Source organism: Streptomyces genisteinicus (assembly GCF_014489615.1).
Classification (GTDB): domain Bacteria; phylum Actinomycetota; class Actinomycetes; order Streptomycetales; family Streptomycetaceae; genus Streptomyces; species Streptomyces genisteinicus.
Genome location: NZ_CP060825.1, coordinates 3771535 through 3797672, shown reverse-complemented (window position 1 = coordinate 3797672; position 26138 = coordinate 3771535). Strand labels below are relative to the sequence as shown.

General features: G+C 69.4%; 20 protein-coding genes and 1 tRNA gene. 10 read left to right on the top strand and 11 right to left on the bottom strand.

Translation table 11 applies throughout. From position 1 onward, the window contains the following. Genes dnaJ through dnaK form a run of 3 tightly spaced genes read right to left on the bottom strand, consistent with a single transcriptional unit; the run spans position 1 to position 3719 of the window. A complete protein-coding gene (gene dnaJ, locus IAG43_RS16495) occupies positions 1-1188 on the bottom strand; it encodes a molecular chaperone DnaJ (protein WP_187741484.1) in 1188 nt (395 codons plus the stop codon). A gap of 30 nt (positions 1189-1218) precedes the next feature. After that, positions 1219-1872 (bottom strand): nucleotide exchange factor GrpE, encoded by a 654-nt coding sequence (gene grpE / locus IAG43_RS16490; protein WP_187741483.1) that lies wholly within the window; start codon positions 1870-1872, stop codon positions 1219-1221. Further along, a complete protein-coding gene (dnaK, locus tag IAG43_RS16485; RefSeq protein ID WP_187741482.1) occupies positions 1869-3719 on the bottom strand; it encodes a molecular chaperone DnaK in 1851 nt (616 codons plus the stop codon). Before dnaK ends, grpE begins: the two co-directional genes overlap by 4 nt. A 229-nt stretch (positions 3720-3948) precedes the next feature. Between dnaK and IAG43_RS16480 the strand changes: the two genes are divergently transcribed. The 3 genes from IAG43_RS16480 to IAG43_RS16470 all read left to right on the top strand — a co-directional run bounded on the left by IAG43_RS16480 (position 3949) and on the right by IAG43_RS16470 (position 8019). Continuing rightward, positions 3949-4494, top strand: coding sequence for a sugar transferase (locus IAG43_RS16480; RefSeq protein WP_187741481.1), 546 nt, complete (start codon positions 3949-3951; stop codon positions 4492-4494). A gap of 126 nt (positions 4495-4620) precedes the next feature. Beyond that, the gene (locus IAG43_RS16475) at positions 4621-6888 is read left to right on the top strand and encodes a (Fe-S)-binding protein (protein ID WP_187741480.1); all 2268 of its coding nucleotides are present in this window, start codon (positions 4621-4623) and stop codon (positions 6886-6888) included. Between the two features lie 237 nt (positions 6889-7125). Further along, entirely contained in the window at positions 7126-8019 is an 894-nt protein-coding gene (locus IAG43_RS16470; RefSeq protein ID WP_187741479.1) for a Yip1 family protein, read from the top strand. An 83-nt stretch (positions 8020-8102) separates the two neighbouring features. Here IAG43_RS16470 and IAG43_RS16465 read toward each other — a convergent pair whose 3' ends face one another. The 4 genes from IAG43_RS16465 to IAG43_RS34515 form a co-directional block, all read right to left on the bottom strand. Beyond that, the gene (locus IAG43_RS16465) at positions 8103-9500 is read right to left on the bottom strand and encodes a VWA domain-containing protein (RefSeq protein WP_187744498.1); all 1398 of its coding nucleotides are present in this window, start codon (positions 9498-9500) and stop codon (positions 8103-8105) included. 91 nt (positions 9501-9591) lie between these two features. Continuing rightward, complete coding sequence (locus IAG43_RS16460; protein WP_187741478.1) at positions 9592-10089, bottom strand: phosphoribosyltransferase; 498 nt, start codon at positions 10087-10089, stop codon at positions 9592-9594. A 10-nt stretch (positions 10090-10099) separates the two neighbouring features. Then, positions 10100-10675: a dCTP deaminase gene (dcd, locus tag IAG43_RS16455; protein ID WP_187741477.1), complete on the bottom strand. Its 576-nt coding sequence runs from the start codon at positions 10673-10675 to the stop codon at positions 10100-10102. Positions 10676-10747: 72 nt separating this feature from the next. Then, positions 10748-10933: a hypothetical protein gene (locus tag IAG43_RS34515; RefSeq protein WP_246574384.1), complete on the bottom strand. Its 186-nt coding sequence runs from the start codon at positions 10931-10933 to the stop codon at positions 10748-10750. Positions 10934-11153: 220 nt separating this feature from the next. Here IAG43_RS34515 and IAG43_RS16450 point away from each other — a divergent pair. The 4 genes from IAG43_RS16450 (at position 11154) to IAG43_RS16435 (ending at position 17458) form a co-directional block, all read left to right on the top strand. After that, positions 11154-11224 (top strand) — tRNA-Gly (locus IAG43_RS16450). A gap of 188 nt (positions 11225-11412) precedes the next feature. Next, on the top strand, positions 11413-16509 hold the full coding sequence (locus tag IAG43_RS16445; RefSeq protein ID WP_187741476.1) for an HD domain-containing protein: 5097 nt from the start codon (positions 11413-11415) through the stop codon (positions 16507-16509). Beyond that, positions 16506-16865 carry a hypothetical protein gene (locus tag IAG43_RS16440; protein WP_187741475.1) on the top strand — a complete coding sequence of 120 codons (360 nt, stop codon included), beginning with the start codon at positions 16506-16508 and terminating at the stop codon, positions 16863-16865. Before IAG43_RS16445 ends, IAG43_RS16440 begins: the two co-directional genes overlap by 4 nt. After that, positions 16862-17458 (top strand): hypothetical protein, encoded by a 597-nt coding sequence (locus IAG43_RS16435; protein WP_187741474.1) that lies wholly within the window; start codon positions 16862-16864, stop codon positions 17456-17458. Before IAG43_RS16440 ends, IAG43_RS16435 begins: the two co-directional genes overlap by 4 nt. A 327-nt stretch (positions 17459-17785) precedes the next feature. Here the strand turns inward: IAG43_RS16435 and IAG43_RS16430 are convergent, their stop codons facing one another. The 4 genes from IAG43_RS16430 to IAG43_RS16415 form a co-directional block, all read right to left on the bottom strand. Next, positions 17786-18472 carry an MAE_28990/MAE_18760 family HEPN-like nuclease gene (locus tag IAG43_RS16430; RefSeq protein ID WP_187741473.1) on the bottom strand — a complete coding sequence of 229 codons (687 nt, stop codon included), beginning with the start codon at positions 18470-18472 and terminating at the stop codon, positions 17786-17788. Beyond that, positions 18469-19572 carry a DUF262 domain-containing protein gene (locus IAG43_RS16425; protein WP_187741472.1) on the bottom strand — a complete coding sequence of 368 codons (1104 nt, stop codon included), beginning with the start codon at positions 19570-19572 and terminating at the stop codon, positions 18469-18471. The genes IAG43_RS16430 and IAG43_RS16425 overlap by 4 nt, the downstream gene beginning before the upstream one ends. 466 nt (positions 19573-20038) lie before the next feature. Further along, complete coding sequence (locus IAG43_RS16420) at positions 20039-20404, bottom strand: hypothetical protein (protein WP_187741471.1); 366 nt, start codon at positions 20402-20404, stop codon at positions 20039-20041. Between the two features lie 203 nt (positions 20405-20607). Next, a complete protein-coding gene (locus IAG43_RS16415) occupies positions 20608-22806 on the bottom strand; it encodes an FG-GAP repeat domain-containing protein (RefSeq protein ID WP_246574382.1) in 2199 nt (732 codons plus the stop codon). A 421-nt stretch (positions 22807-23227) separates the two neighbouring features. On the opposite strand from IAG43_RS16415, the gene IAG43_RS16410 reads away from it, so the two are divergent. From IAG43_RS16410 to IAG43_RS16400, 3 genes are all read left to right on the top strand, one after another. Continuing rightward, positions 23228-23560, top strand: a complete 333-nt coding sequence (locus IAG43_RS16410) for a hypothetical protein (RefSeq protein WP_187741469.1) — start codon at positions 23228-23230, stop codon at positions 23558-23560. Positions 23561-23632: 72 nt separating this feature from the next. Beyond that, positions 23633-24577, top strand: coding sequence for an RNA polymerase sigma factor SigJ (gene sigJ, locus IAG43_RS16405; protein ID WP_187741468.1), 945 nt, complete (start codon positions 23633-23635; stop codon positions 24575-24577). Positions 24578-24699: 122 nt separating this feature from the next. Next, on the top strand, positions 24700-25902 hold the full coding sequence (locus tag IAG43_RS16400) for an NAD(P)/FAD-dependent oxidoreductase (RefSeq protein WP_187741467.1): 1203 nt from the start codon (positions 24700-24702) through the stop codon (positions 25900-25902). Positions 25903-26138 lie beyond the last annotated feature (236 nt).

Genomic DNA, 26138 nt, shown 5'->3' with positions numbered 1-26138 from the left:
TCAAGCTCCCTTCGCGGCCTGGAACAGCTCGGCCCGCGGGTCCTCGTCCGCGGTGGCTTCGCGGTAGGCCTCCAGCGCTTCCTTCGCCTTGTCGTCCAGCTCCTTCGGCACGGTGACCTCGACCGTCACCAGCAGGTCGCCGCGGGTGCCGTCCTTGCGGACCGCGCCCTTGCCGCGGGCCCGCATGGTGCGCCCGTTGGGCGTGCCGGCGGGCAGCTTGAGCGTGACCGGCGGACCGCCGAGGGTGGGAACCTTCACCTCGCCGCCCAGCGCCGCCTCCACGTAGGTGACGGGCACGGTGACGGTGAGGTTGTCGTCCTTGCGGCCGAACACGGGGTGGCCGTCCACGTGCACGACCACGTACAGGTCGCCCGCCGGACCGCCGCGCTCACCCGGGGCGCCCTTGCCGCGCAGCCGGATGCGCTGCCCGTCCGAGACGCCCGCCGGGATGCGCACCTGCATGGTGCGCGAACTGCGAGCCCGGCCGCTGCCCTTGCAGACGTCGCACGGGGTCTCGGCGATCAGCCCGCGGCCCTTGCAGTCCACGCACGGGTCGGTCAGCGAGAACGAGCCGCTGCCGCCCCGGGAGACCTGGCCGGTGCCGACGCAGGTCGGGCACACCCGGGGGGTGCCGTTCTTGTCGCCGGTGCCGGCGCACGCCTTGCAGGGCGCCTGGCTGGACATCCGGAGCGGGACCGTGGCCCCGTCGACGGCTTCGGTGAAGCTGAGCGTCACCTCGGACTCGACGTCCTGGCCGCGGCGCGGCTGCGTCCGCGTGCCCGGTCCGGCGCCCCGGTTGAACAGACCGCCGAAGACGTCCCCGAGGCCGCCGCCGAAACCGCCGGCGCCGCCCGGCGCTCCCTGGCCCTGGGCGCCTCCGAAGAGGTCGCCCAGGTCGAAGTTGAAGCTGCCGCCGGGCCCGTTGGCGCCGGGGGCCCGGAAGCCCCCGTTGCCGAAGAGGGCGCGTGCCTCGTCGTACTCCTTGCGCCGCTTGGGGTCGCCCAGGACGTCGTTGGCCTCGGAGATCTCCTTGAAGCGCTCCTCGGCCGCGGTGTCGCCCTTGTTGGCGTCCGGGTGGTTCTCGCGGGCGAGCTTCCGGTACGCCTTCTTGATCTCGGCCTCGGTGGCGTCCTTGGGGACGCCGAGAACCTTGTAGTAGTCCTTCTCGACGAAGTCCTTCGTGCTCATCGACGTCCCTCCTCCCGGACGTTTCGCGCGTCAGCCCGCGTCGGGGCCACCGCTCTCCTCGTCGGCCTGCTTCTCTTCCTTCGGTGCCGGGGCCGCGCCCGGCTGGGGCTCGGCCACGGCGACCCGCGCGGGGCGGATCGTGCGCTCGCCGATGCGGTACCCCGGCTGGAGCACCGCGACGCATGTGGTCTCGGTGACATCCGGCGCGTACGAGTGCATCAGCGCCTCGTGGATCGTCGGGTCGAAGGGCTCGCCCTCCTTGCCGAACTGCTGGAGCCCCATCTTGGCGGCGGCGGTCTCCAGGGACTCGGCGACGGACTTGAACCCGCCGACCAGCTCCCCGTGCTCCCGCGCGCGCCCGATGTCGTCGAGCACCGGCAGGAGTTCGGTCAGCAGGGTCGCCGTGGCGATCTCCTTGACCGTCACCCTGTCGCGCTCCACGCGGCGGCGGTAGTTCTGGTACTCGGCCTGGAGCCGCTGGAGGTCCCCGGTGCGCTCGCTGAGCGCGGTGCGGACCTGGTCCAGCTGGGCGGTCAGACCCGCTGTGGCTGCGTCCCCTGCCGGGGCCGCCGGGCCCTCCTTCTCGGAGGACCCGTCGGTCTCGGCGGCGTCGTCAGGTGTCGCGCCGGAGGGGACGTCGGGGTTCTCGTCGTGCTCGTCGAACCCCGGAGTCTCCTCGGTCACGCGGCACCGCCCTTCGTGTCCTTCTCGTCGTCCACGATCTCCGCGTCGACGACGTCGTCGTCGGCCTTGGCCTGCTGCCCGTCGCCGGCCGCACCGGCGGCCGCGCCCTCGGGGGCGGCGTTGGCGTAGAGCGCCTGGCCGAGCTTCTGGCTGACCGCGGCGACCTTCTCGGTCGCGGTGCGGATCTCGGCGGAGTCCTCGCCCTTGAGCTTCTCCTTCAGCTCGGCGAGCGCGGCCTCGACCTCTGCCTTGACGTCGCCGGGGACCTTGTCCTCGTTGTCCTTGAGGAACTTCTCGGTCTGGTAGACGAGGCCCTCGCCCTGGTTGCGGGACTCGGCGGCCTCGCGGCGGCGGTGGTCCTCGTCCGCGTACTGCTCGGCCTCCTGGCGCATGCGGTCGACCTCGTCCTTCGGCAGCGAGGAGCCGCCGGTGACGGTCATCTTCTGCTCCTTGCCCGTGCCCAGGTCCTTCGCGGTCACGTGCATGATGCCGTTGGCGTCGATGTCGAAGGCGACCTCGATCTGCGGGACCCCGCGGGGGGCCGGCGGCAGGCCGGTCAGCTCGAACATCCCGAGCTTCTTGTTGTACGCCGCGATCTCGCGCTCGCCCTGGTAGACCTGGATCTGCACGGACGGCTGGTTGTCCTCGGCCGTGGTGAAGATCTCGGACCGCTTGGTCGGGATCGTGGTGTTGCGCTCGATGAGCTTGGTCATGATGCCGCCCTTGGTCTCGATGCCGAGGGACAGCGGGGTCACGTCGAGGAGCAGGACGTCCTTGACCTCACCCTTGAGGACACCGGCCTGGAGGGCGGCGCCGATGGCGACGACCTCGTCCGGGTTGACGCCCTTGTTGGCGTCCTTGCCGCCGGTGAGCTCCTTGACGAGCTCGGCCACGGCGGGCATGCGGGTGGAGCCGCCGACCAGGACCACGTGGTCGATCTCGGACAGCGCGATGCCGGCGTCCTTGATGACGTTGTGGAACGGGGTCTTGCAGCGGTCGAGCAGGTCCGCGGTGAGCTGCTGGAACTGGGCGCGGGTGAGCTTCTCGTCCAGGTGCAGCGGGCCCTCGGCGGAGGCCGTGATGTACGGCAGGTTGATCGAGGTCTCGGTCGAGGAGGACAGCTCGATCTTCGCCTTCTCCGCGGCCTCGCGGAGACGCTGGAGAGCCATCTTGTCCTTGGACAGGTCCACGCCGTGGCCGGACTGGAACTGCTTGACCAGGTAGTCGACGACGCGCTGGTCCCAGTCGTCGCCGCCGAGGTGGTTGTCGCCGTTGGTGGCCTTCACCTCGACGACGCCGTCGCCGATCTCCAGCAGCGAGACGTCGAAGGTGCCGCCGCCGAGGTCGAAGACGAGGATCGTCTGGTCGTCCTTGTCGAGGCCGTAGGCGAGGGCGGCCGCGGTGGGCTCGTTGACGATGCGCAGGACGTTGAGGCCCGCGATCTCACCGGCCTCCTTGGTGGCCTGGCGCTCCGAGTCGTTGAAGTACGCGGGGACGGTGATCACCGCGTCGGTGACCTTCTCGCCCAGGTACGCCTCGGCGTCGCGCTTCAGCTTCTGCAGGATGAAGGCGCTCATCTGCTGCGGGTTGAAGTTCTTGCCGTCGAGCTCGATCTTCCAGTCCGTGCCCATGTGGCGCTTGACGGAGCGGATGGTCCTGTCGACGTTGGTGACCGCCTGGCGCTTGGCGACCTCGCCGACCAGCACCTCACCGTTCTTCGCGAAGGCGACGACGGACGGCGTGGTCCTGGCACCCTCGGCGTTGGTGATGACGGTGGGCTCGCCGCCCTCCAGAACGCTGACGACGGAGTTAGTCGTGCCCAGGTCGATGCCGACCGCACGTGCCATTTCGAATCCTCCTGATGACTTGAGTGGAACAGGCTCAAGGATGCACGACGGACCGGATCGCGTCAACAGACATGAGTCGAGGGCGCTCAACTTTTATCCAGCCCTTACAGGCACCCCCGCTCCCGCGGGCCGCTTCGCGTGGCTCACCCACCCCCGCGTACCCATCTGCAACAGTCATAGCAGCAGAAAACGGGCACGCATTCTCGCGGGTGAGGAAGGGCGGGCGGACATGTCGGCCAAGCGAACCGTCGATCTGACGGTCGGCGCACTCCTGCTGACCGTCCTGGCGCCACTGCTGCTGGCGGCCGCGGCCGCCGTCGCGGCGACCTCCCCGGGACCCGCGCTCCGGCGCACCGAGCGCGCCGGGCTGGACGGCCGGGCGTTCACGGTGTTCACGTTCCGCACGACCCACGGCGGAGCGCTCACCCCCGTGGGGCGGCTGCTGCGCCGCCACTTCCTGGAGCTGCTGCCGCAACTGCTCAACGTGGTGCGCGGCGAGATGTCCCTGGTGGGCCCGCGCCCCCTGGCGGCCCCCGCCGGACGGGGCGGCGCCGCCCGCGCCCGGCTCGCGGTGCGCCCCGGGATGACCGGGCTGTGGCAGATCGGCGGACGCTCGGAGCTGCCCTGGGAGGAAATGGACGTGCTCGACCTGCATTATGTGGAGCAGCACTGGCTGGGGCTCGACCTCGTGATCCTGCTGCGCACCCTGCCTGCGGCGGTCCGGGGACGGCGGCGTGATCTCACGGTCCACCCGGTGCCGGTCAGGGTTGCCTGAGCGACACAGATCACCGGTGGCCCAACTACAGTGCGGCGGAACAAGTGGGTAGTCTCAGCATGGACTGAATAAGTTACCGCTTAGTAGTGCCGGATCACCCACCCTCGCAGGCCCGAGGAGCCTCCCATGCAACTCGCCGCGATCATTGTGTCGCTGACCCTGACCGTGGTCGGCGTTGCCCTCATCGCCCGAGCCGTCGCGCAGATCTACCGCTTCGTCCGGCTCGGCCAGCCCGTCCCCGCGGGCAGCCGCACCGACGACCCGAAGGCGCGCACGGTCACCCTGGCCAAGGAGTTCCTCGGCCACACGCGGATGAACCGCTGGGGCATCGTGGGCTTCGCGCACTGGTTCGTCGCGATCGGCTTCCTGACGCTGCCGCCCACCCTGGCGCAGGCGTACGGGCAGCTCTTCCAGGCCGACTGGGTCCTGCCGCTCGTCGGCGGCTTCCTGCCGTTCGAGATGTACATCGAGTTCATCGGTGTGATGACGATCCTCGGCATCCTCGTGCTGATGGCGATCCGGCTCCTCAACCTGCCGTCCCGCGCCGGCCGCAAGTCCCGCTTCGCGGGCTCCAAGGCGTGGCAGGCCTACTTCGTCGAGTACGTCATCCTCACCATCGGCCTGGCGATCTACGTGCTGCGCGGCCTGGAAGGCGCGATCCACCACGTGGAGGGCTACGAGGCCGCCTACTTCGCGTCGTACCCGCTGGTCCTCGCCTTCGAGGGCCTGTCGCTCTCCACGCTCCAGACGCTGGTCTACTTCACCGCGATGGTCAAGATCGGCACCTCGCTGATCTGGATGATCACCGTCTCGCTCAACACCAACATGGGCGTGGCCTGGCACCGCTTCCTCGGCTTCCCGAACATCTGGTTCAAGCGCAACGCCACCGGCGGGACCGCGCTCGGCGCGCTCCAGCCGATGACCACGGGCGGCAAGGAGATCGACTTCGAGGACCCGGGCGAGGACGACGTCTACGGCGTCTCCCAGGTCGAGCAGTTCTCCTGGAAGGGCATCCTCGACTTCTCCACCTGCACCGAGTGCGGCCGCTGCCAGTCGCAGTGCCCCGCCTGGAACACCGGCAAGCCGCTCTCGCCGAAGCTCCTGATCATGTCGCTGCGCGACCACGCGCACGCCAAGGCCCCGTACCTGCTGGCCGGCGGCGGCAAGTCGATGGAGGGCGAGGAGAAGGCGTCCGAGGAGCAGCTGAAGGACGTGCCCGCGACGGCGCTCGCCGAGGCCGAGCGCCCGCTGATCGGCACGTTCGAGGAGAACGGCGTCATCGACCCGGACGTCCTGTGGTCCTGCACCACCTGCGGCGCCTGCGTCGAGCAGTGCCCGGTCGACATCGAGCACATCGACCACATCGTCGACATGCGCCGCTACCAGGTGATGATCGAGTCCGCGTTCCCCTCCGAGGCGGGCACGATGCTCAAGAACCTGGAGAAGAAGGGCAACCCCTGGGGTCTGGCCAAGAAGCAGCGCGTCGAGTGGACCAAGGAGGTCGACTTCGAGGTCCCGATCGTCGGCAAGGACATCGAGGACCTCGGCGAGGTCGACTACCTCTACTGGGTCGGCTGCGCCGGCGCGCTGGAGGACCGGGCCAAGAAGACCACCAAGGCCTTCGCCGAGCTGCTGCACATCGCGGGCGTGAAGTTCGCGATCATGGGCGGCGACGAGAAGTGCACCGGTGACTCGCCCCGCCGCCTCGGCAACGAGCCGCTGTTCCAGCAGCTCGGCCAGGAGAACGTCGCGATGCTGAACATGGCGTTCGGCGAGGACGACGAGGACGAGTCGACGAAGAAGCCGAAGTCGGCCAAGAAGATCGTCGCGACCTGCCCGCACTGCTTCAACACCATCGCCAACGAGTACCCGCAGCTCGGCGGCGAGTTCGAGGTCATCCACCACACGCAGCTGCTCCAGCACCTGATCGACGAGGGCCGGCTGATCCCGGTCACGCCCGTCGAGGGCCTGATCACCTATCACGACCCGTGCTACCTGGGCCGCCACAACAAGGTCTACACGCCCCCGCGCGAGATCATGGACAAGGTCCCGGGCCTGCGCCAGCAGGAGATGCACCGCCACAAGGAGCGCGGCTTCTGCTGCGGCGCCGGCGGCGCGCGGATGTGGATGGAGGAGCGGATCGGCAAGCGCATCAACAACGAGCGCGTGGACGAGGCGCTGTCCCTCAACCCGGACATCGTCTCCACCGCCTGCCCGTTCTGCCTGGTCATGCTCACCGACTCGGTCAACGGCAAGAAGAACGACGGCCAGGCGAAGGAGAGCCTCCAGGTCGTCGACGTCGCCCAGCTCCTGCTGGACTCGGTGAAGACCCCGGCCGACCCGGAGCCCACCGACGAGACGGCGGACGCCCCGGAACCGGAGCCCGTGAAGTAACCGTCTCCACCACGGACGCAAGCGGCCGGACCTGCCTCGGGGGCAGGACCGGCCGCTTCGTCGTCCCGCCGCCCCGGCCCGCCCGCCGCGCCCCGCCCACCCCTGCCGACCTCGGCGGACACCCCGGGGGACAGCACCCCGGGGTTCCCTTAGGGGATGTCACAGCTCGGCAGCAATGGCCCCCCGGTTACCGGCTCACGGCCACCGGACGGGCGCGGACCGGGTACGTTCGAATGCGTGGCTGGATTCAGGATCGGACGCGGCCGGGACAACCGCACCCCGCAACAGCAGCAGGCCCAGGCGCCCCGTGCGCCCGGCCCCTACCAGGGCACGCCGCCGTACGGCGGACAGCAGCCCGCACCGTGGCCGCCGGCCTCCGGCGGGCCACAGCCGTACCAGCAGCCCCGCAACCAGGGCGGCTACGGGGAGCCCGAGTACTTCGGCGACCCGCACCACCACGCACCCCAGGGCCACGACCCGTACGCGGCCAACAACCCCGGTCACACGCAGGCGTTCAGCGTCCGGGACGACGACGTCTACGGCGACGGAGCCACCTACCGCGCGGGCTCCGCTCCCGCGGCCCCCTCCGGCCCGCGGCTGCACTGGAAGCAACTGCTCAGCGGCATCGTGCTGCGCCCCGGCCCGACCTTCTTCCAGATGCGGGACTACCCCGTCTGGGGCCCGGCGCTCGCCGTCACCTTCCTCTACGGCCTGCTCGCCATCTTCGGCCTGGACGAGCCGCGCGACGAGGTCATCAGCGCGACCCTGTCCAACGCCGTCCCCGCGGTGCTCATGGCGGGCGTCGTGTTCGTCGTCAGCGGTCTGCTGCTCGGCGCGGTGACCCACACCCTGGCACGGCAGTTCGGCGGCACCGGCTCCTGGCAGCCGACGGTCGGCCTCTCGATGCTCGTCATGTGCATCAGCGACACCCCCCGCCTGGTGTTCGCCGTCTTCCTCGGCGGCGAGAACTCCCTGGTGCAGGTGCTCGGCTGGGCGACCTGGGTGGCGGCGGGCGCGCTGTTCACCTCGATGGTCAGCAAGTCGCACGACCTGCCGTGGCCCAAGGCGCTCGGCGCCTCGGCGATCCAGCTGATCGCCCTGCTGTCGATCATCAAGCTCGGCACCGTCTGACCCCCCGGGGCGACGCCCGCACGACCTGACGGACGCCCGGCCGGACCTCCGGCCGGGCGTCCGTGCGTGCGCGGCCCGGCGGGTCAGAGAATGCCGGCCCGGCGGGCCTCGGTCATCCAGGACGGGAACTCGGAGAGCAGCCGGTCGTACAGCTCCGCGTCGGCGACCGTGGCGATGTCGTCGACGGCGAAGAAGCCGACGTTGTCCACCCGGCGCCCGGGCAGGGTGTCGAAGCGTTCCAGCACCCCGTAGTCCGACCGCCACAGACCCACGAACTGCCAGAACACCGGCTCCTCGACCGCCTCCCGGAGCTGCCGCTCGATCTCGGCGTTGCGGTACACCCCGCCGTCCGAGAAGAAGAGCACCAGGGTGGGGTCGGCGGCGGGGTGGTCGCGGACGTACGCGCGGACCTCGGCGATCACCTTCTGCTCCTCGTTCTGGATGCCGACCGCCCGCATGTCCACCTGCCCCGGCCGCAGGCCCTTCTGCGGCTTGCGCCTGCCGAACAGGCTCATCTCACCGCCGCGCACGTGCAGGCTCAGCCAGTCGGGCAGCTCGCCCAGCAGCAGGTCGGGCAGCCGGGCGGGGTTCGAGGCGAAGGTCCACGCCTGCATCTCGCCGTCGTCGTCGAGCTGGGCGGCGACCGCCGCCATCCGCTCCACGACATCGGCGACCACGCCCTTCGTGTACAGGCCGGCCATCGAGCCGGAGGCGTCGAGGACGAGGATCACCCGCGCCCGGGCGCCGGCGGCGCCGTGCTTGCGCAGGCTGACCGCGACCTGCTCCTTGCGCAGCGACAGCCGCTTGCGCATGTCGACGGGCAGCCGCTCCTCGCCCTTGCTGAGCCGCGGGGCACCGGCCGCCGGGGACGACGCCGGGGACGCGGGGGCCGCCTGCGGCACGGGAGGGGCCGCAGGGGCGGGGGCCTGCGGGGCGGAGGGCGGGGCGGGCGGCGTGGGGGCGGCGTCGTCCACGGTGATCCCGAAGTCGGTGGCCAGACCGGCGAGCCCCGAGGCGTACCCCTGACCCACCGCGCGGAACTTCCACTGCCCGGCGCGCCGGTAGAGCTCTCCGCTGACGAACGCGGTCTCCGTCGTCGCCGTCATCTCGAAGCGCGCCAGCTCCGCCCCGGTCCCGTCGTCCAGCAGCCGCAGGGCGAGCCCCGGGAACCGGCCGAAGGCGCCCCCGTCCGCGGAGGCGCACAGCACGACGCGTTCGACGCCCGGCTCCACCCGGGCCAGATCGACCCGGACCGCGTCGGTGGCGGTCCCGGAGCCACGCCGCTTCCCGAGGTGGCGTACGGCGCCCGAGGCGTGCGCGGGCTGGTTGTAGAAGACGAAGTCGGCGTCGTCGCGCACCCGTCCGGCGCCGGTCAGCAGCAGCGCCGAGGCATCGGCGTCGGGAACGCCCGGCGCCTCGCGCCAGCTCAGCTCGGCGCGCACCGCGGCGGCTGCCACCGGGAGGTTGGCGCCCTTGCTCATGGAGGTCGCTGTCACCCGGCCAGTCTGCCGGGTGACGGCGCGCGCGTCAGCGGTGGCGTCGGTACTGCCGGCGCGACCGCTGGTGAGGGGACTACGCGTCGAGGACCTGGCCGTCGCGGCGCACGACGGGCGGCTCCACGCTCCAGGGGAAGTTGATCCACTCGTCGGTGCGCTTCCACACGTACTCGCACTTCACGAGCGAGTGGGACTTCTCGTAGATCACGGCGGACCGGACCTCGGCCACGTGGTCCAGGCAGAAGTCGTGCACCAGCTTCAGCGTCTTGCCGGTGTCGGCGACGTCGTCCGCGATGAGGACCTTCTTGTTGGAGAAGTCGATCGCGTTGGGCACCGGCGCCAGCATGACCGGCATCTCCAGGGTCGTGCCGACCCCGGTGTAGAACTCGACGTTGACCAGGTGGATGTTCTTGCAGTCCAGCGCGTACGCCAGGCCGCCGGCGACGAACACCCCGCCCCGCGCGATCGACAGCACGACATCGGGCTCGTACCCGTCGTCGGCGATCGTCTGCGCGAGTTCGCGGATCGCGCCGCCGAACTTCTCGTAGGTCAGATTCTCGCGTACCTCGCTCATGCGACGGGCCTCACACCTGCGTCCGATGGAAATTGATGAAGGAGCGGGAGGCGGTCGGCCCCCGCTGCCCCTGGTAACGCGAGCCGTAGCGCTCGCTGCCGTAGGGCTCCTCGGCGGGGGAGGTGAGCCGGAACATGCAGAGCTGCCCGATCTTCATCCCCGGCCACAGCTTGATCGGCAGGGTCGCCAGGTTCGACAGCTCCAGCGTCACGTGCCCGGAGAACCCGGGGTCGATGAAGCCGGCCGTCGAGTGCGTCACCAGGCCGAGACGCCCGAGGGAGCTCTTGCCCTCCAGCCGCGACGCCAGGTCGTCCGGCAGCGAGATGACCTCGAAGGTCGACGCCAGCACGAACTCGCCCGGGTGCAGGATGAACGCCTCGTCCCCCTCCGGCTCGACGAGCCGGGTCAGATCGGCCTGCTCGACGGCGGGGTCGATGTGGGGGTAGCGGTGGTTCTCGAACACCCGGAAGTAGCGGTCCAGCCGCACGTCGATGCTCGAGGGCTGCACCATGGATTCGTCGTACGGATCGATGCGTACCCGTCCGGCGTCGATCTCGGCCCGGATGTCCTTGTCTGAGAGAAGCACGCCCCGAGGATACGCAGAGCGCGCGGGCCGTCCCCAATCGGACACCGGCCCGCGCGCCCGCGCCCGCCTCTGTTACCGCTGGTCGCGCAGCCCCTGCACCACCACGGGCACGGCATGCCTCAGCCGCGCGCACCGCGGACACCGGACGAGCCGGCCGGGTCCGAGCCGGTCGGCACCGAGCTGCTGCAGAGGAAACGAAGCGGTACTGAACACGTGCCCTTCGGCACAGCGGACGACGGTGCGCTCCATCAAGTCCATCGGGCCCCTTCCCCAACGAATGCGGACGAAGCCCCACATTAGGTGATGATCCGGACCGACTCGCACGCGGCACTCCGCGCCCCGAGGCTACGCCTCAACTCCCGCCCCCCGCACAGCCTTCCACTGCCCGGACACGACACACGCCCCGCGGGCGGATGCACTGCGGGGCGTGTGATGAGGTAGAGTGAGCGACGATGCGGTACCGATCAAGGTCCGCCGCGCGGATGTAGTTTAATGGTAGAACATGAGCTTCCCAAGCTTATAGCGCGGGTTCGATTCCCGTCATCCGCTCTTCTACGAAGCCCCAGGTCAGCGACCTGGGGCTTCGTTCGTAATCTCGATCTCTCGGGGCCGGCGTGCCCTCCGCGTGCCTCGCCTGTTCCCGTCCGGCAGTGCTCCCGCCGATTCATCTCGTCCCGGCCGAGCCGGATCTGGTCGAGTGAGAGAGTAGGCGTGTTCGGAAGGAGAGCGAGAGCCGCGTGGATGACACCAATCGCATAGCCGTGCTCATCGGCGCGGGCGAGAATCCGGAAGCGGAGCATGCGCTTCCCTCTCTGGCAGCAACGGTTGCCGCGGATCTGCACGTGCTGGGCGCCGCGTTGGAAGGCAGCGGCTACGCAGTGGAGACACTGCTGAACCCCACTCGGAACGAGATCGCCGAACGTATCTCCACTCGGTCCTCGACCGCACCGCTCGGCAGCACTCTGCTGCTCTACTTCACCGGTCACGGCGTCCGCATCGGGACCACCGACTACTTGGTGCCGTCAGACGCGCGTGCCCCCGCCGGCACAGACGGCGACGCAGACGGGTGGGAGCAGCCCCACGTGCGTGAGTCGCTGATGGAAGCCGATATCAGCCGCTATATGTCAACCTGCAGGGCCGGCACCGTGCTGTGGCTGATCGACGCCTGCCGCTGGGGGCAGGAAGGACCCGCCTTCGGCAGCAACGTCGTCAAAGGGCCGCCCCATAGCGGGTTCGCCATGATGACGGGCTGCGGGCCCGGCGAGTCCAGTGGCTTCGCGGAGGGGGGCAGCTTCTTCACGGCGGCTCTCGCCCATGCCTTCGACCCGCTGACCGAGGCCACCACCGTGGAGCAGGTGTACGAGCAGGCCAGACGTAACACGCGAGCCTTCTCGATGCGCGCGCAGGCGGGCCAGCAGCAGGTCCTGATCCACTACGGCACCGACCTTGCGGAGCAGACAAGGACGCTCCAGGTCGCCGAGGGCAGACGGCTACTGGAGCCCTGGCAGGACGTCGTCCGCACGCCTGCCCTCTGGGAGCGAGTCCTGGAGTGTGACGCGGACGTCGTCGCCCACTTCCAAGAGTGTCTGTCCTCCTTGGCCACACAGACCGCTCGGCATGTCCAGCGCGCTCAGAAGCGGCTGCCCGATCCCTGGGCGGACGACGATTTCCCGGTCCGGCTGCTGACCGATCGTCTGCTCAAACTCCTGCCAAAGGACGCCGCGCTGTCGGCCCTGGAGGTCACCGCGCTCATCGCAGGCGTGCTGCTGCACGAGATGGCCTGGGCCGAGCGGCTGAGCCAGGCTGCCGAACTGATCCCCCAGCTCGTGCGTCGACGTAGCGGGGCTGACGACCAAAGGCGGCACTATGAGCAGATCACCGAGCAATACCCCCAGATCACCGAGAAGCTCACGGACGCGTACCGGTGGCTGACCGACCCTGCGGACGACCGCCACGCCATCACGCTGTGGCTTGTCCACCGCTGGATCGAGGAGCGGTTCGTGACCGACGAGGAAGCCGTGCCCGCCAGCCCGACTGACGAGTTCGTCGCCCGGCTCCTCGACCTACCTTCGAATACGGCAGGCGAGCAGCTCGGCGGCCGGGCTGCGGCGCTGTCCACGGTGCTGCGCGCGGTCGCCGCGGGTCCCGTCATCGGAGCTCCTCCGGACGATCAGCTACTGCCATCAGGCCGTCACGTCATCCGAAGAACGCCGTTGCGCCTGCGCGTGCGCCCCCTCGCGGCGCTGCTGCGACTGGCGGGACTGCTCGCCTTCGACGCCCGGCGCCTGCCGGAAGTCCTCGCCGAGCACCTCGCCGCATCCGATCCAGTGGTGCCGGGCGAAGTGCTCTCCGTACTCCGGGACGCGTTCTGGGATCTCGACCAGGACGCGAGCGCCTCGTCGTATCTCCATCTCGACGCGGTCTGCCCGCACCCGGCGATCCACGCAGCACTCGCCGCGGTCGTCGAGGACGCCGACGACCTCGGGCTCCTGATGCGAGAGTCGACACGCCACCTTCCACAGGACGAGGCAGCGCTGCTCAGCGGTCTCCCCGTACGCCTGTCGGACCAGCGGCTCCGGGCGGACCGCCGGCACGGTGTGGACGCCTACGACATCCCGCTCTCGCAGTTCTCACTCGCGCAGACGGAGATCCGCCGACTCCTGATGGGCGAGAAGCTGTACGAGGGCGAGCCCCAGCTCGCCCTCCGAGAGCTGTACCAGAACGCCATGGACGCCTGCCGGTACCGGGAGATGCGCTCCCGGTACCTTCGGGGCCTGGGCCGGGAACAGGGGGCGTGGGCGGGCCGGATCCGCATCGAGATGGGTGCGGACAGCCGCGGCCCGTACGTCGAATGCGTGGACAATGGCGTCGGCATGACGTCCGACCAACTCAAGAGCACCTTCACCCGGGCAGGCCGCCGCTTCGACCAGTCCCATGCCTTCCGGCGGGAGCAGGCCGCGTGGCTCCGTCACGACAGTTCGCTTCGGCTGTACCCCAACAGCCGTTTCGGCATCGGCGTCTTCAGCTATTTCATGCTGGCCGACGAGATGACGATCGTGACCCGGCCGGTCGGCCCGGACGGACGTCCCGCCGCACGGGCACTGCGCGTCGAGATCCCGGTGAGCGGCAGCCTCTTCCGAGTTCGTGAAGAGGACGAGCGCGAGGGCGCGGCGCTACCCGAGGGCGGCACCCGCGTCCGGCTGCATCTGCGCAGGACAGGACCGCTGGACGCGACCTCCGTCGTGTCGGTGCTGCGCTCGTTGGTTCTCATCAGCGAGTTCCGCCTTGAGGTGCGCGACTCCGACGGCGCGGAGGAGATCTGGCTGCCCGGACAGCTGAAAGCAGGCCAGGGGAAGGGTTCGTTCTCCACCAGCTTCGCCATCGAGGCGGTACCAGACACCCTGTGGTGGGTCTCGGGCGACGGAGCGATCGTTTGCGACGGAATCGCCACAGACAAGCGGACGTTCGGGTACGTGCTCAACCTGTCAGGTCCGCACGCTGGGGAGCTCAGCGTCAACCGGAAGAAGCTGGAGTCCTACGACATCGGGTGGGCAGCCGAGCAGCACCAGCGGGGCGCCAGCGTGTTGGCGGGCAGCCCCGAGCTGCGCCTCCCGTGGCTCTGGGCCATGGAATCCCGGGAGAGTTCCGTCGCTCGCATCCTCTGGAAGGCGCTGCGAGGTCAAGAGGTGATCGCGTCGGACAACCTCAGTCGGCGAGTAAAACTCGACGAGGTGGGCTGGTTCCGGATGGACGCCGACTTGGGGAACCCGCGTAGGTCGGATAGGGAGAAGGAGGCCATGGAAGCGGTCCGGCCCTGGCGGTGGGCTGCCCTCAATCCCGGGCTCCGCAGCTCGAAGGAAGCGGTTCCTTTATCCCTCTCCGGCCACCCGGTTCCGCAGCCGGGCTGGTCGGACATCGCGACGGAGGTCGGGGGCGACTGGCGTGGCGCGGTTCAAGTAGCCCACGACCAGGACACCAGCGTGGCGGAGGTTCTCCGCGCGACCCGCGGCATGCGCATCGCCCATCCACGGCTGGCAGGGCCAACGATCGTCGGCGACGGTGACCTGGACTGGAACCCTGGTTTCGTCGACTGGCTGGTCATGAAGGGGCTGCTGGGCAGCGAACCCAAACCGAGGAACACCCTTCAGATCACCATCTGGGGCCGCCCTCTGCCACAGGATCGCCGGGGTTCCCTCGAGATCTTCTACCAACACCCACCCGGTGATCTGTCCGGCATCGTCCGGGCTTCCGCACATGCTCGGCGGCCGCTCGGTGAGCTGGCCGATGCGTGCGACCGGTACGCGCCATTCGTGGGCAAGCCCCTGGACGCCGTCCCGGATCACCATCGAAACCACGTCTGCACGGACGCCGACCTGAGGCTTCTGTACCTCCAGGAGGACGAGCGCCACTGGCGTCCGGCCATGGACCCCTGGGACGTTCCCTTGGTGGCAGCCGCGACCGGCCTGGACGTGGGGGAGGCGCAGCGGCGCATGGCCGCGTTCGCGTGGCTGGGCCGCCCGACACCTGATCCAGTCCTGGCCGTCCGGTGGGGCGAAGTCCCGTCGGAGATATCTGCCGTCATGCGCCACTACATCGTCCCCGGCTCCGGGGGCCGACCGGAGCTCCTCTGGGGTGCCGCCGTCGAGCTGGCCGCACAGTGCGAACTGAGCGTGTGGGAAGCCGAGCGGGCCCTCGCCCGCGCAGCAGAGGGCGTTGGAGTGGTCCACCGCCGTCGTTACACCAAGCGCTCCCCAGGCCGGGACACCGTTCCCTCGCCCGAAACCGGCCAGTTGGCACGATGGCTGCATGAAGAGGGCATCCGCCTGGAGGGCGGCGTATCGCTCCGAGACCTCTCGTTCGTCCGCTCACATGAGATGCCCTTCGACGAACTCGCCCATTACCTCGAAGACCTGAGGGAGGCCGAGGTAGACCTCCCGGACGCGGCAAACCTACTGCGTGCCTGGGACGAACTGCCCACGCCCAGCAGATACGCGTTCTCCGGCGAGGACCCCAGCTGGGCCGGGGCCGACTACCCCGTGCCGGCGAGCTCGGCAGTGTTGTTCACCGGAAGTCAGCGGCTTCGCCAGAAGCTGTCCTTCCTGTGGGACGTCGCACGGCGGGAGGCCCGCGACCTGGGACTGAGCGCGGCATTCGTGGCCCCGGAACCGCCCGAAGGACTCCGGACCTTCGTCCCGACGTGGGACGAGATCGCCGCGCTGGTCGACGCCGGCCCGGACGAGGACATGGGCGGCGAGTGGTTCGAGACCCCTCATTGGGGCCCGGTCACAGCGCAGAGACTGGTGGACTACGCCCGCGCCCGAACCATCGGCGCCCGGGCGGCGTACCGGGCTCTCGCTCCCTTCCGGGCCATCGGCGCCCTCGTACCGGTGCTGACCGCCGATGCGGAGGCGGCGCTGCCGGAAGAGGTTCCCAGCGCCCACGATGCCGCGGCGGTCGACCCGGCGTACCGCGTCTCCGAGCCCGGCACCGGCCTGGTGCCCCTTGATCTGGTCAGCGTCGCGGGCCATCTGGGCGAGTCCGTACGACACACCTGGCAGCAGCGCGTCACGCCGTATCTCGGGCTGGAGCCGGTACAGCCGTCGATCACCGACGTACCCGACGTGGTGCCCGTCTGGCAGGACCTGGCAATCCTCTCCGAGGGCCATGACGGCAAACTTCCGGCACTAACCGGTCATGTCGGGCAGGACCGGGTGGAGCGCTGCGCCCAGGCAGTGGGAGAGACACCCGAGTGGGTGCGACATCGCCTGGAGATCTACGCGGGGATGTTCGCGCTCCGGTTGGAGGGCACCACCGGCAAGGGAGACAGACCATGACGACCACCGCCAGGCACGATCACGGTGTGCCGTATGCCGACGAGGATCTCGGCGAGATCGACACCGCTCTGTTCACGCAAGGGCCGGCCCCGGGCGGAGAAGGCGTGGTCGTCGCGGGGGCGTGCCCTCGCTGTCACGGCATGACCAAAACGCTGTTCCCGTGGGGTCGGCCAGGCGTGGGCACGAAGGGGGCCTTCAGCCTGCTCTTCGGAAGAGGGGCCACCCGGAAGGCCGAGGACGTACCCGAACCTCTGTTTGCGGAGGTGCACTTCTGCGAGTGCGGGCACCCTCATCCGCAAGGCCCGACGGACACGTCGTTCCTCGGCTGTGGCGCGGTCTGGAGACTCCGCCGATGAGTATCCACTCTGAGCGCCGATGGGCCGAACTCGCTCGTGACCTGGAGTTCACCAGGCTTCCGGAATTGCGCAGACAGGCGGAGGGGTGGCGAACCGGTCTCACGGGATTGACAGCCCTGCTCGCGGTCCTCGTAGTACTGAAGGGCCGCGACAACCTCGACGACCTGTCAGCGATGGCTCGCGCGATGGCGACGGGGCTACTGATCACTGCCTTCGTGTCCCTAGTTCTGGGCTCGCTCTTGGCAGCGCGAGCGGCGCACGGCACTCCAGAGCGTGAAATCCTCCTGGGCGGCCAGGCCCTACGCCGCTGGACCGGTCAGGAAGTGACTCGGGTGACACGGGCACTGGCCTGGGCCTATCTGCTCTGTGTCCTCGGAGTGTTCTTGGTAGTCGGAGCACTCGTCATCGCGTGGCTGACTACACCGGATTCCGCAACAAAACCGGTCGTGGTGCAGACGACCACCGGCGTGCTGTGTGGGGACTTGCTCCGCGCCGACCAGCAACACGTGGAGATCAGAACCAAGGCGGACGACAAGCTCACTTTGCCGTGGGCGGCGGTCGTGAGCGTGAAGCCGGGCAAGACCTGCGAGTGAGCGCCCCCAGGACCGTGGGGGCGTGGGCCGTGGAGTGCCGCGTGGCCGGACGGGGGCTGCTGGGTGATTCCCGAGCTCACAGCGCGGGTTCGATTACCATCATCCGCTCGTGAACGACGGCCCAGGTCCGCGACCTGGACCTTCGTCGTTGCCCGGACCCCTTGGGGCCGTGGAGTGCTACGGGTGCTCCAAGTCCCTCGATTGCCCTGACCGGAGCACCCTGATTCATGTACGGGTAGATCATCACCGGCCTTCTCCACATCAGCGCAACTCATGGCCTATGCCGACTCTCCTCCACATCACGGTCGAGCGATGCATGAATTTCGATCAGAGACGGCCAGCGGATGGGCGAGGCGGTGCGATTTTCAGAAATGAATCATCGCGAGCGGCGTCTAGTATCTGACTGGCATACATGTCCAGCAAAGTACGCACTGCGTCAATTCTTTCCATGGCCTCGGCCGACCCGAACGGAATGAGCTCTCCATGCGCCACTTGATTCCGACTGAAGACCAACTTTTCATCAATGAAGGCCCGGCGGGTCGAGTAGAACTCCAGGTAAACCAGGCCAATTGACGCAACGATATTCCTGAAAACCTCCGACGTCAAATTACTTTCGGTCTCAACGATCTTTACGGGATCGACGAAGAAGGTGGCCTTCCTGTCCAGGTCAATTCTATCCAGAAGCTCCGCGAGAAACGGAATCCTCACCCCGTTGGAAGCGCGATTCAGGTGAGTCTGAACGTGCGCCGCCTGAAAGCAAGGCTTCATGTTGAGTACTGGCACCTTGCAGGAGTTGACGTACTCGATGTAGAGCTTGCTGGCTTGCTTAACAAAGCCCTCCCAGTGTGCGTAAGTGAGCACAACTGAAGATCGGCATATGACCGACTCCTGCGAGCTGTCCTGATGAGATCCACTCACCAAGATGCTAAGCCGGGAAAGCTCGGCCTTTCGATGGGCTAAGGCCTTTTGCACCCTCTCCGAAAATCTCGGAATGTCCACCGCAAATCCCGTCATTCAGAGAAGAGTTGACGACCGAAGGGAATCGTCCTCTTCATCCTCTGATCGCTTCGGACACCAGTTGCGTGTCCGGCTGAAAACTGCGGGTCCGACCAAAGTTTCCTCTGCTTTCCACCAATATCACCGAAACTTGATCGACGAGCAGGGAGGTTGTATGCGATGCCCAGGGCCAAAGCCTCGAATGCCGTCAGCGAAAAGTACCCCTCGGGTCGGCTCTTTGCATAGTTCCACCGCCTGAGCAGGTCAGCCCCACCCGACTGCGAGATAATCTCAAAGGTCCGCGAAAAGACACTCATCTCCTTTTCCAACTTCCGAGGAGAAAGGTCGGCGAAATCAACCAACTGCTCGGTCAAGAAGTCTCCGATATTACGGATAGAACTTAGCCGAGGTTCTGGAATGGAGTGGAGAAATGTGAAACGCAGGGCCAGTTCCATGTGATAGCGCTCATCAATGAGCCTTTGCGGCATATCGAGAACCGTCAGGAAGTTTCGGTCATTGGAGACCTCGGTCAGCCACTCAAAATGCGGCTTACTCATACTGACGAGAAGACAGTTGCGCAACTCCTGCTCCGTCGCAACGGACCCAAAGGAATTGAGGCGCTGAAATAGGTCGTACTTTGCCCGGTTGTCGCTTTCGCGCTTAATGATCTTCATGTCTACGCGAGCGCGTTTAAAATCCAGCCTCTGAGTAGGCGTCAGAGACTTTTCAGCCCCTTCGATCATTTCGTAAGAGCACCCGTCCAGGTGAGTCAGGAAGGGAGCATCAACACAGATAAGGGGGTCGTAGAGCGCTGCCTCCTCGTCTCGGAGGATTCCCATGAACTGAAAGATGGTCGATAGCCTCTGCACTCCATCGACTACGTCCCAGATCCCTTTGTCATTCTGAGCAACGAAAATACTGGGGAGCGGAATACCGAGAAGTACACTCTCGATCAATCGACTCTTCTGCTCATCGCGCCACCTGAAAATCCTCTGGAATTCAGGATGAATGTCGATTTCGCCGTCACGATAGAGATTCGACAGTTCCCCGATCGACATCGGATAGGAATCCGTGGCAATCTGACGCCTGTAAATCTCGATCTGGTCCTCAAGAAGCATTGAGCGTTACCCCCACCCTAGTTGGCATCAGCTGCGGCTGTAGCGAAGTCTAGCGCTCCTGGCTTGCGTTCAGACGTGAAACATTGAATCTCGACTTCGGCACAGCTGCGATTTGGGAGCTGAGGACTGCCAGTGCCGCCACCATCCCCACTTCCGACGTTCACCGCGGCCCATTGAAGGCAGGACACTAATCAGCGCAGTACTGGCAGAGCTTGGCTGGAAGCGCTGCCCGATCACACCAGTTCAGCGAGGGACCAGCTGCGGGGCGGGCTGCAGGCGCTGGTACGGCTCGACCTGAGCGCCCCGGGCCGGCGCGGCCAAAGAACGGTGAAAACGGCCGCCGAGCCGGCTCAAACGCAGGGACGGTCGATACCGTGCGCCGCGGGTTCGCACGCGCGGAGGCACGTTCCGCGCCACGATCGAGGAGGGCGGCGGGCCGGCGAGATCGCCCCTGAACGCGACGCGGCTACGGTGCCGCCCGGGGCCCGCGACGGTCCTCGGCGCTGACCAGTGTGGTGGATGCCGCGATGCGGCCGGTGTAGTCGGCGAACGGCAGTGCCCTCCGTCCCCTTTGCTCATTTTTCGCACCTATGGTTCGAAAATCTCGAGAGTCGGACACGAGTTCGATCTCGTCGACAGGACTGCTGTCGCCACCGGGTGAGCGGGGGCGTGGGGAATGGCGCTCGCCCGGCAACCTCGTCACCGAGAGCGTCTGCGCCGGTGCGGCCCAGACGTCCACGCCCGAGCTGAAGGAGATCTGCGCCCACACGATCTCGGTCGACCTGAGCACACCGGACGGCGCGGAGGAGCGGGGGTCAGTGGACACGACCATCGACCGCACGGTCGAACCGGACGGAGTCGCGTGCGTGGTCACGTTCCTCGCCAGAGGCCGCGCGGCAGGCGTGACCGGCGACTGGCCGTCGAGGGCGGCGGCATCAAGACGGTGTGAGCCAGGTGGCGCGAGGCCCGGCGCCGGGTCCGGGCGGAGGGCGCCGGGTGACGGGAGGCCGTCCCTCCGCGCGGGACGGGGACGGGTCAGAACACCGTGTCTGACACAAGCCCGATCCGGGAGAGATGCATGGCCTGACCGGGCCGGAACGGAGCCTTCCAGTCGCCGTTGCTCCGGTACAGCCTCGACGCCTCATAGGCGACGCCGAGCCCCATGAGGTCGGGTCGCCCGTCGCCGTCCGCGTCGCCGGAGCCGATCAGCGCCCGGAAGACGTTCCAGCCTCCGCCGATCCTCGTGCGGGGTGCGAGCGTGCCGTCGCCCTTGCCGAGGTAGAGCCAGAGGACACCGTCCGTGTCACGCGCGACGAGATCGCCCGCGGCGGCGCCCGCGATGTCGCCGACGGCCGTGATGTCGTTGTGCGTCCCCCAGCCGGTGCCGATCTGCCTGCGGGGCAGGAAGGGCTTCGCGGCGTCGCCGGTGGCCGTGTACAGCCAGAGCACGCCGGACCTGTCGGAGGCGAGCGCGTCCGCGCGGCCGTCGCCGGTCAGATCGCTCCCGGCCGTGATCTTGTCGTAGACCTGCCATCCGCCGCCGATCCGGACCCGGGCGGAGAAGTTGCCGTCCCCCTTGCCCTGGTACAGCCAGAGCACGCCGGACGCGTCACGGGCCAGGAGGTCGCCGACCGTCGTGCCGGCGAGGTCCCCCGCGGCTTCGAGCCGGTCGTAGACGCCCCAGCCCGATCCGAGGGAGATCGCGGGCGACGACTCGTGGACACCCGGCCACGCATCGTACGGCCGGTGGACGAGGTCCGTGCGCCACAGCCGGCCCGAGGAGTCGACCTGCAGCAGGTCGGGGCTGCCGTTGTCGTTGTAGTCGTGTGGCTGCGCCTCGCGGACGACCGCGAACGTGCCGCCGGCGGTGACGTCCGGACCGATGCCGTTGGCCGGCTCGGCGGTCATCTCCCAGGTGTACTCACCGTTGGGGGCGTGCGCCCAGTCGTTGGCACCGATGTCGGACCACGAGAACTCCGGCTCCCGGGTCGAGTACCACCCGGGGATCTGCCACGTCATGCCGGTACGCGCATGCCGGAGGGTGAGCTTCGGCTGGGTCACCGTGCGGGAGAGCTTCCAGGTGAAGGTGAACCCGTCCACCCGGTCGAGGTCGAGTTCCGCCGGGGGCGCGGTGAAGGACTCGGTGACCACCTCGGTGGGCTCACCCGTCGTCGCGACCATGACGGCCGTCAGGGCATCGCCACCCGTGGCGGCGATCCGGTACACGCCCTCGCCCCGGCCGACGAGGCCGCCGCGCGCGTACAGACTCCCGTCGGGAGCGGACGTGAACTCGTAGGCGTGGTCGAGCACCTTCGCCGTCGCACCGGTGGTGACGTTGTAGGCGGTGATGGCGTGGCGGATGCTCGGCTGGACGAAGCCCATCCCGCCCTTCCCTCCGTACACCACCCAGTCGCCGACCAGGCCGACCTGGAGTGCGCCCAGCGGCTGCGGACGCTCGGGCACCTCCGTGACCGCGTCGGTGGCCCGGTCCCTGACGAGGATCGCGATGCCCTCTGTATCCGAGTCGACGAACGAGGCGATATGCGTCGTGGAGACGGCCCGTGCGCCCATCCCGGCGGCCCCGGGGGTGAACACACCGGTGGAGAGGTCGAGCAGCCCCCACGCGCCCAGCCTGTTCCGCGTGAACCTGACGAGGGCGTGGTCCGGGGTGGCGGGCGTGGCCATGACGTAGGTCGCGTCGGCGGGCAGGCCGGTGACCGGTGTCGCCGGGGCCCCGGCGACGTGCTTGCGGAGCACTGTGCCCGCCTCGGTCGTCACGGAGGTGAAGACGGCGTCGGCCGCCGCACCCGCCCACATCGCGTCGCCCGGGAGGGTGCCGACGGGAACCTCCAGGGAGCCGTCGCTCGCCAGGTTCCGCTGCGTGATCAGTTTCGGTCCCACGGTGACCAGGAAGTCGGTCGTCGCCGTCGACCGGAGGAGCACGGCCCCTTCGTACTCCTGCGCGGCGCCGTCCGCATAGCGTCGGAACCATGTGGTGGGACCGGAGTTGGGGTCCGTCAGGAACCCTGTCACGCCCGCCCCGACGAGCCGGTCGGTCCTCGGGTAGGGGACCGGGTCCGCGGCCGTCGGCGTGTCCGTCGTGAGGGCGCTGCGCACGGCCGGAGCCGCGTGCGCGGGAGCGGTCAGTGCGGTCGCTCCGAGTGTGATGGCGAGAACGGTGGTGACGACGGCGGCGAACCGCCGCCGCGTCGGACGGGCCAGAGGCACCGGCATTCCTCCCGAAGGCGTCAGGCGCACCATGCGCTGCACCCGTTGAGACTCGCCGGCGGCCGGAAGGTTGCACGTCCGGAGCCGGAGAACCGGTGAACCGGAGCGCCTGTCCGGCAGCCACCAGGAGGAGGGCGGGGACGTGACGAGCGGCGGAGGGCTGCGCGGCACGGCGGGACCGCTCGGCGCGCGTCCGGACTCCGTCATCCGCTCACGAACAGAGGCCGCTGTCACCCCCCTTGGCGTACACCGTCGTCCGGTGGCGAGGCCGCCTGATGCGCGGTCACGAGCCACCGCGTTCGGGGCGCTCGTGACGCGGAGAAGCAGGGCAGCCGGGGGTCCGGTGGGACGTCATGAGTAACCGGCGGCACTTCGATGAGCAGGAGCGCCCATGTCCGAGCCCGGTCGGCGGCCGCAGGCTGATCCCGTGAACCCGCCGAAGACCGCCGAACCCCGCGACGTGGCCGACTGGCCCGTCTGCCGCCCTCTCGCCCTGTTCCTCTGGGGCTGGGCAGGGTTGAGCGCATTCGGCCCGGCGGCCTTCATGACAGCCCTCTGCGTCGCCTGGGCTCAGCCGCTGACGGCGGTGGCGCCGTCGGCCCGAGCCGCCGTGCTCAGCGTCGGCCTGTGGATCGCGGTGCTGACACCCCTTCGCCTCGCCCCCGGGGTACGCCGTCCGGCTCGGTCGGCCCGGACGGCGCTGCTGGGGGGAATCGCCGCGGTCGTCGCTCCGGCCGTGTTCGTCGGCCGGCTGCTGTGATCTCCTCCGGCCGGGTCGACGGCACGCGACCCGCGCGGGCAGCGGCGCCGCCGATTCCCTAGGATCGCGGGCATGGCGCTGACGGTGGAGGACGTGGACCGGTTCGAGGCCGCGCGGCCGCGGCTCGAGGCCATCGCCTACCGGCTGCTCGGTTCGGCGAGCGAGGCGGAGGACGCCGCGCAGGAGACGTTCCTGCGCTGGCAGGCCGCCGACACCGGGCGGATCGAGGTGCCCGAGGCCTGGCTGACCAAGGTGCTCACCAACTACTGCCTCAACCAGCTGACGTCGGCCCGCGCCCGGCGCGAGACGTACGTCGGGCGGTGGCTGCCCGAGCCGCTGCTCGCCGGCGACCCGATGCTCGGCCCCGCCGACACCGCCGAGCAGCGCGAGTCGGTGTCGTACGCCGTCCTCGTGCTGCTGGAGCGCCTGACGCCGGGCGAGCGGGCGGTGTACGTGCTGCGGGAGGCGTTCGGCTACCCGCACCGGGAGATCGCGGGGATCCTGGACATCACCGAGTCGGCCTGCCAGCAGATCCACCACCGGGCGAAGAAGCACGTCGCGCAGGGCAGGGCGCGCACCGAGATCGACGAGGGCGCGGCGCGGCGGATCGTGGAGGAGTTCCTGGCCGCGGCGACCAGCGGCCGCACCGAACCCCTCATCCGGCTGCTGACCGAGGACGCGGTCTCCGTCGGCGACGGCGGCGGCAAGATCCCGGCCCGCGCCAAGGGGTTCGAGGGCGCACGCGCGGTCGCCACGTTCCTGCGCGGCCTGTTCAAGCCGAGCCCGGCCAAGCGCGCGTGGGTGGGCGGGGTGCCGGAGGTCTACGCCTCGACCGCCAACGGCGGACCCGCCGTCGTGGTGGTCGTGGACGGCCGGGTCGTCGGCGTCAGCTGCCTGGAGGTCACGCCGGAGGGCATCGTGGCCGTCCGCAGCCAGGTCAACCCGGACAAGCTGGTCCGCGCGACCGAGCGGTGGGCCGCGGCGGGCCACGACGAGGGCCCGCTCCACACGCTCTGACGCGACGGGATGCGGTGTGACGCAGGTCACGTCATAGCCCTGTCAGGAATCACGGGGCTGTCCGGTTCAAGGGGCGACAGCACGCCGGAGACGGCGGAACCGCCCAGAGAAGGAGCACGGACATGCAGCACCGCATCGTCGTCCTCGGAGCCGGCTACACCGGCGCGACCGCCGCCGGCCGTCTCGCCAGGCGGCTCCACCGCGAGGACGTCTCCATCACCCTCGTGAACCCCGAGCCCGACTTCGTCGAGCGCGTACGGCTGCACCAGCTCGCGGCCGGCCAGGAGCTCCGGCCCCGGCCGTTCGGCGAGATGTTCGCGGGCACGGGCGTGCGGCTGCGGCTCGCGCGGACCACCGCCGTGGACGTGGACGCCAGGACGGTGACGCTCACCGGCGCGGACGGCGCGGAGGAGGAGCTGGCGTACGACACCCTCGTGTACGCCCTCGGAAGCGGCTGGAACGACGGCGGCGTCCCCGGCGCGGCCGAGCACACCCACGAAGTGTCCAGCCGCCCCGGCGCGCTCCGCCTGCGCGAGCGCCTGGCCGCGCTCGGCGCCGGCCGGCCCGTCGTCGTGGTCGGCGGCGGCCTCACCGGCCTGGAGGCCGCGACCGAGATCGCCGAGGCCCGTCCGGACCTCGACGTCGCCGTCGCCGCCCGCGGCGCCCTCGGCGACTGGCTCTCCCCGAAGGGCCGCGCCCACCTGCGGAAGGTGGTCGCCGGGCTCGGCATCACGGTCCACGAGCACACCGCGGTGACCGGCGTGGACGGGTCGGGCGTCACGACCGACGACGCCCGCACGATCGCCTCCGACGTCACCGTGTGGACCGCCGGGTTCGCCGTCCACCCGATCGCCCGGGCCACCGCCCTGGAGGTGACCGACCGCGGACAGATCGTGGTCGACGGCACGATGCGGTCGGTCTCCCACCCGGACGTGTACGCCGTCGGCGACGCGGCCATGGCGGTCGGCCCCGAGGGCAAGCCGCTGCGGATGTCCTGCGCCTCGGGCGTCCCCATGGCGTGGCAGGCCGCCGACGCGATCGCGGCCCGGCTCGCCGGCACCAAGGTCCCCCACGTCCCCATCCGCTACTTCCAGCAGTGCGTCTCCCTGGGCCGCCGGGAGGGCCTGATCCAGTTCGTCACCGCGGACGACCGCGCGGTCGACCGGGCGCTGACGGGCCGCACGGCCGCCCTCTACAAGGAGCTGATCTGCAAGGGGGCCGCCTGGGGCGTCGCCAACCCGACCGTCGGCATGCCCGCCAGGCGCCGGCGGGTCGTCCGCCGGGAGGCGGCGGCAGGCGCGGGGGCCGCCGGGGCGGCGGTCTGACCCGCCCGAGGACCGGGCCCGAGGACCGGGAGGACCGGGCCCGAGGACCCCGCCCGAGGGACAGGCCCCGTGGAACCCGCCCGCCCCGGCGGTCAGGGGCCGGGAGGCGGCGGAAGGCGGGGCGGCACCACGGCCGCCACCCGGGGTGCGGGGGCGGGCGGGGCGGGCGGGGGCTCCGTACGGTGGCGCTTCCGGCGCGCCACCCGGGGCCGGATCCCCGGCCGCGGGGAGACTTC

Excerpts from the sequence above, each read along its gene's own strand:
- dnaJ (WP_187741484.1), bottom strand. The coding sequence starts at position 1,188 with ATGAGCACGAAGGACTTCGTCGAGAAGGACTACTACAAGGTTCTCGGC.
- dnaK (WP_187741482.1), bottom strand. The coding sequence starts at position 3,719 with ATGGCACGTGCGGTCGGCATCGACCTGGGCACGACTAACTCCGTCGTC.
- IAG43_RS16480 (WP_187741481.1), top strand. The coding sequence starts at position 3,949 with ATGTCGGCCAAGCGAACCGTCGATCTGACGGTCGGCGCACTCCTGCTG.
- IAG43_RS16475 (WP_187741480.1), top strand. The coding sequence starts at position 4,621 with ATGCAACTCGCCGCGATCATTGTGTCGCTGACCCTGACCGTGGTCGGC.
- IAG43_RS16465 (WP_187744498.1), bottom strand. The coding sequence starts at position 9,500 with ATGAGCAAGGGCGCCAACCTCCCGGTGGCAGCCGCCGCGGTGCGCGCC.
- IAG43_RS16460 (WP_187741478.1), bottom strand. The coding sequence starts at position 10,089 with ATGAGCGAGGTACGCGAGAATCTGACCTACGAGAAGTTCGGCGGCGCG.
- IAG43_RS34515 (WP_246574384.1), bottom strand. The coding sequence starts at position 10,933 with ATGGACTTGATGGAGCGCACCGTCGTCCGCTGTGCCGAAGGGCACGTG.
- IAG43_RS16440 (WP_187741475.1), top strand. The coding sequence starts at position 16,506 with ATGACGACCACCGCCAGGCACGATCACGGTGTGCCGTATGCCGACGAG.
- IAG43_RS16435 (WP_187741474.1), top strand. The coding sequence starts at position 16,862 with ATGAGTATCCACTCTGAGCGCCGATGGGCCGAACTCGCTCGTGACCTG.
- IAG43_RS16430 (WP_187741473.1), bottom strand. The coding sequence starts at position 18,472 with ATGACGGGATTTGCGGTGGACATTCCGAGATTTTCGGAGAGGGTGCAA.
- IAG43_RS16425 (WP_187741472.1), bottom strand. The coding sequence starts at position 19,572 with ATGCTTCTTGAGGACCAGATCGAGATTTACAGGCGTCAGATTGCCACG.
- IAG43_RS16420 (WP_187741471.1), bottom strand. The coding sequence starts at position 20,404 with ATGGTCGTGTCCACTGACCCCCGCTCCTCCGCGCCGTCCGGTGTGCTC.
- IAG43_RS16415 (WP_246574382.1), bottom strand. The coding sequence starts at position 22,806 with ATGCCGGTGCCTCTGGCCCGTCCGACGCGGCGGCGGTTCGCCGCCGTC.
- sigJ (WP_187741468.1), top strand. The coding sequence starts at position 23,633 with ATGGCGCTGACGGTGGAGGACGTGGACCGGTTCGAGGCCGCGCGGCCG.
- IAG43_RS16400 (WP_187741467.1), top strand. The coding sequence starts at position 24,700 with ATGCAGCACCGCATCGTCGTCCTCGGAGCCGGCTACACCGGCGCGACC.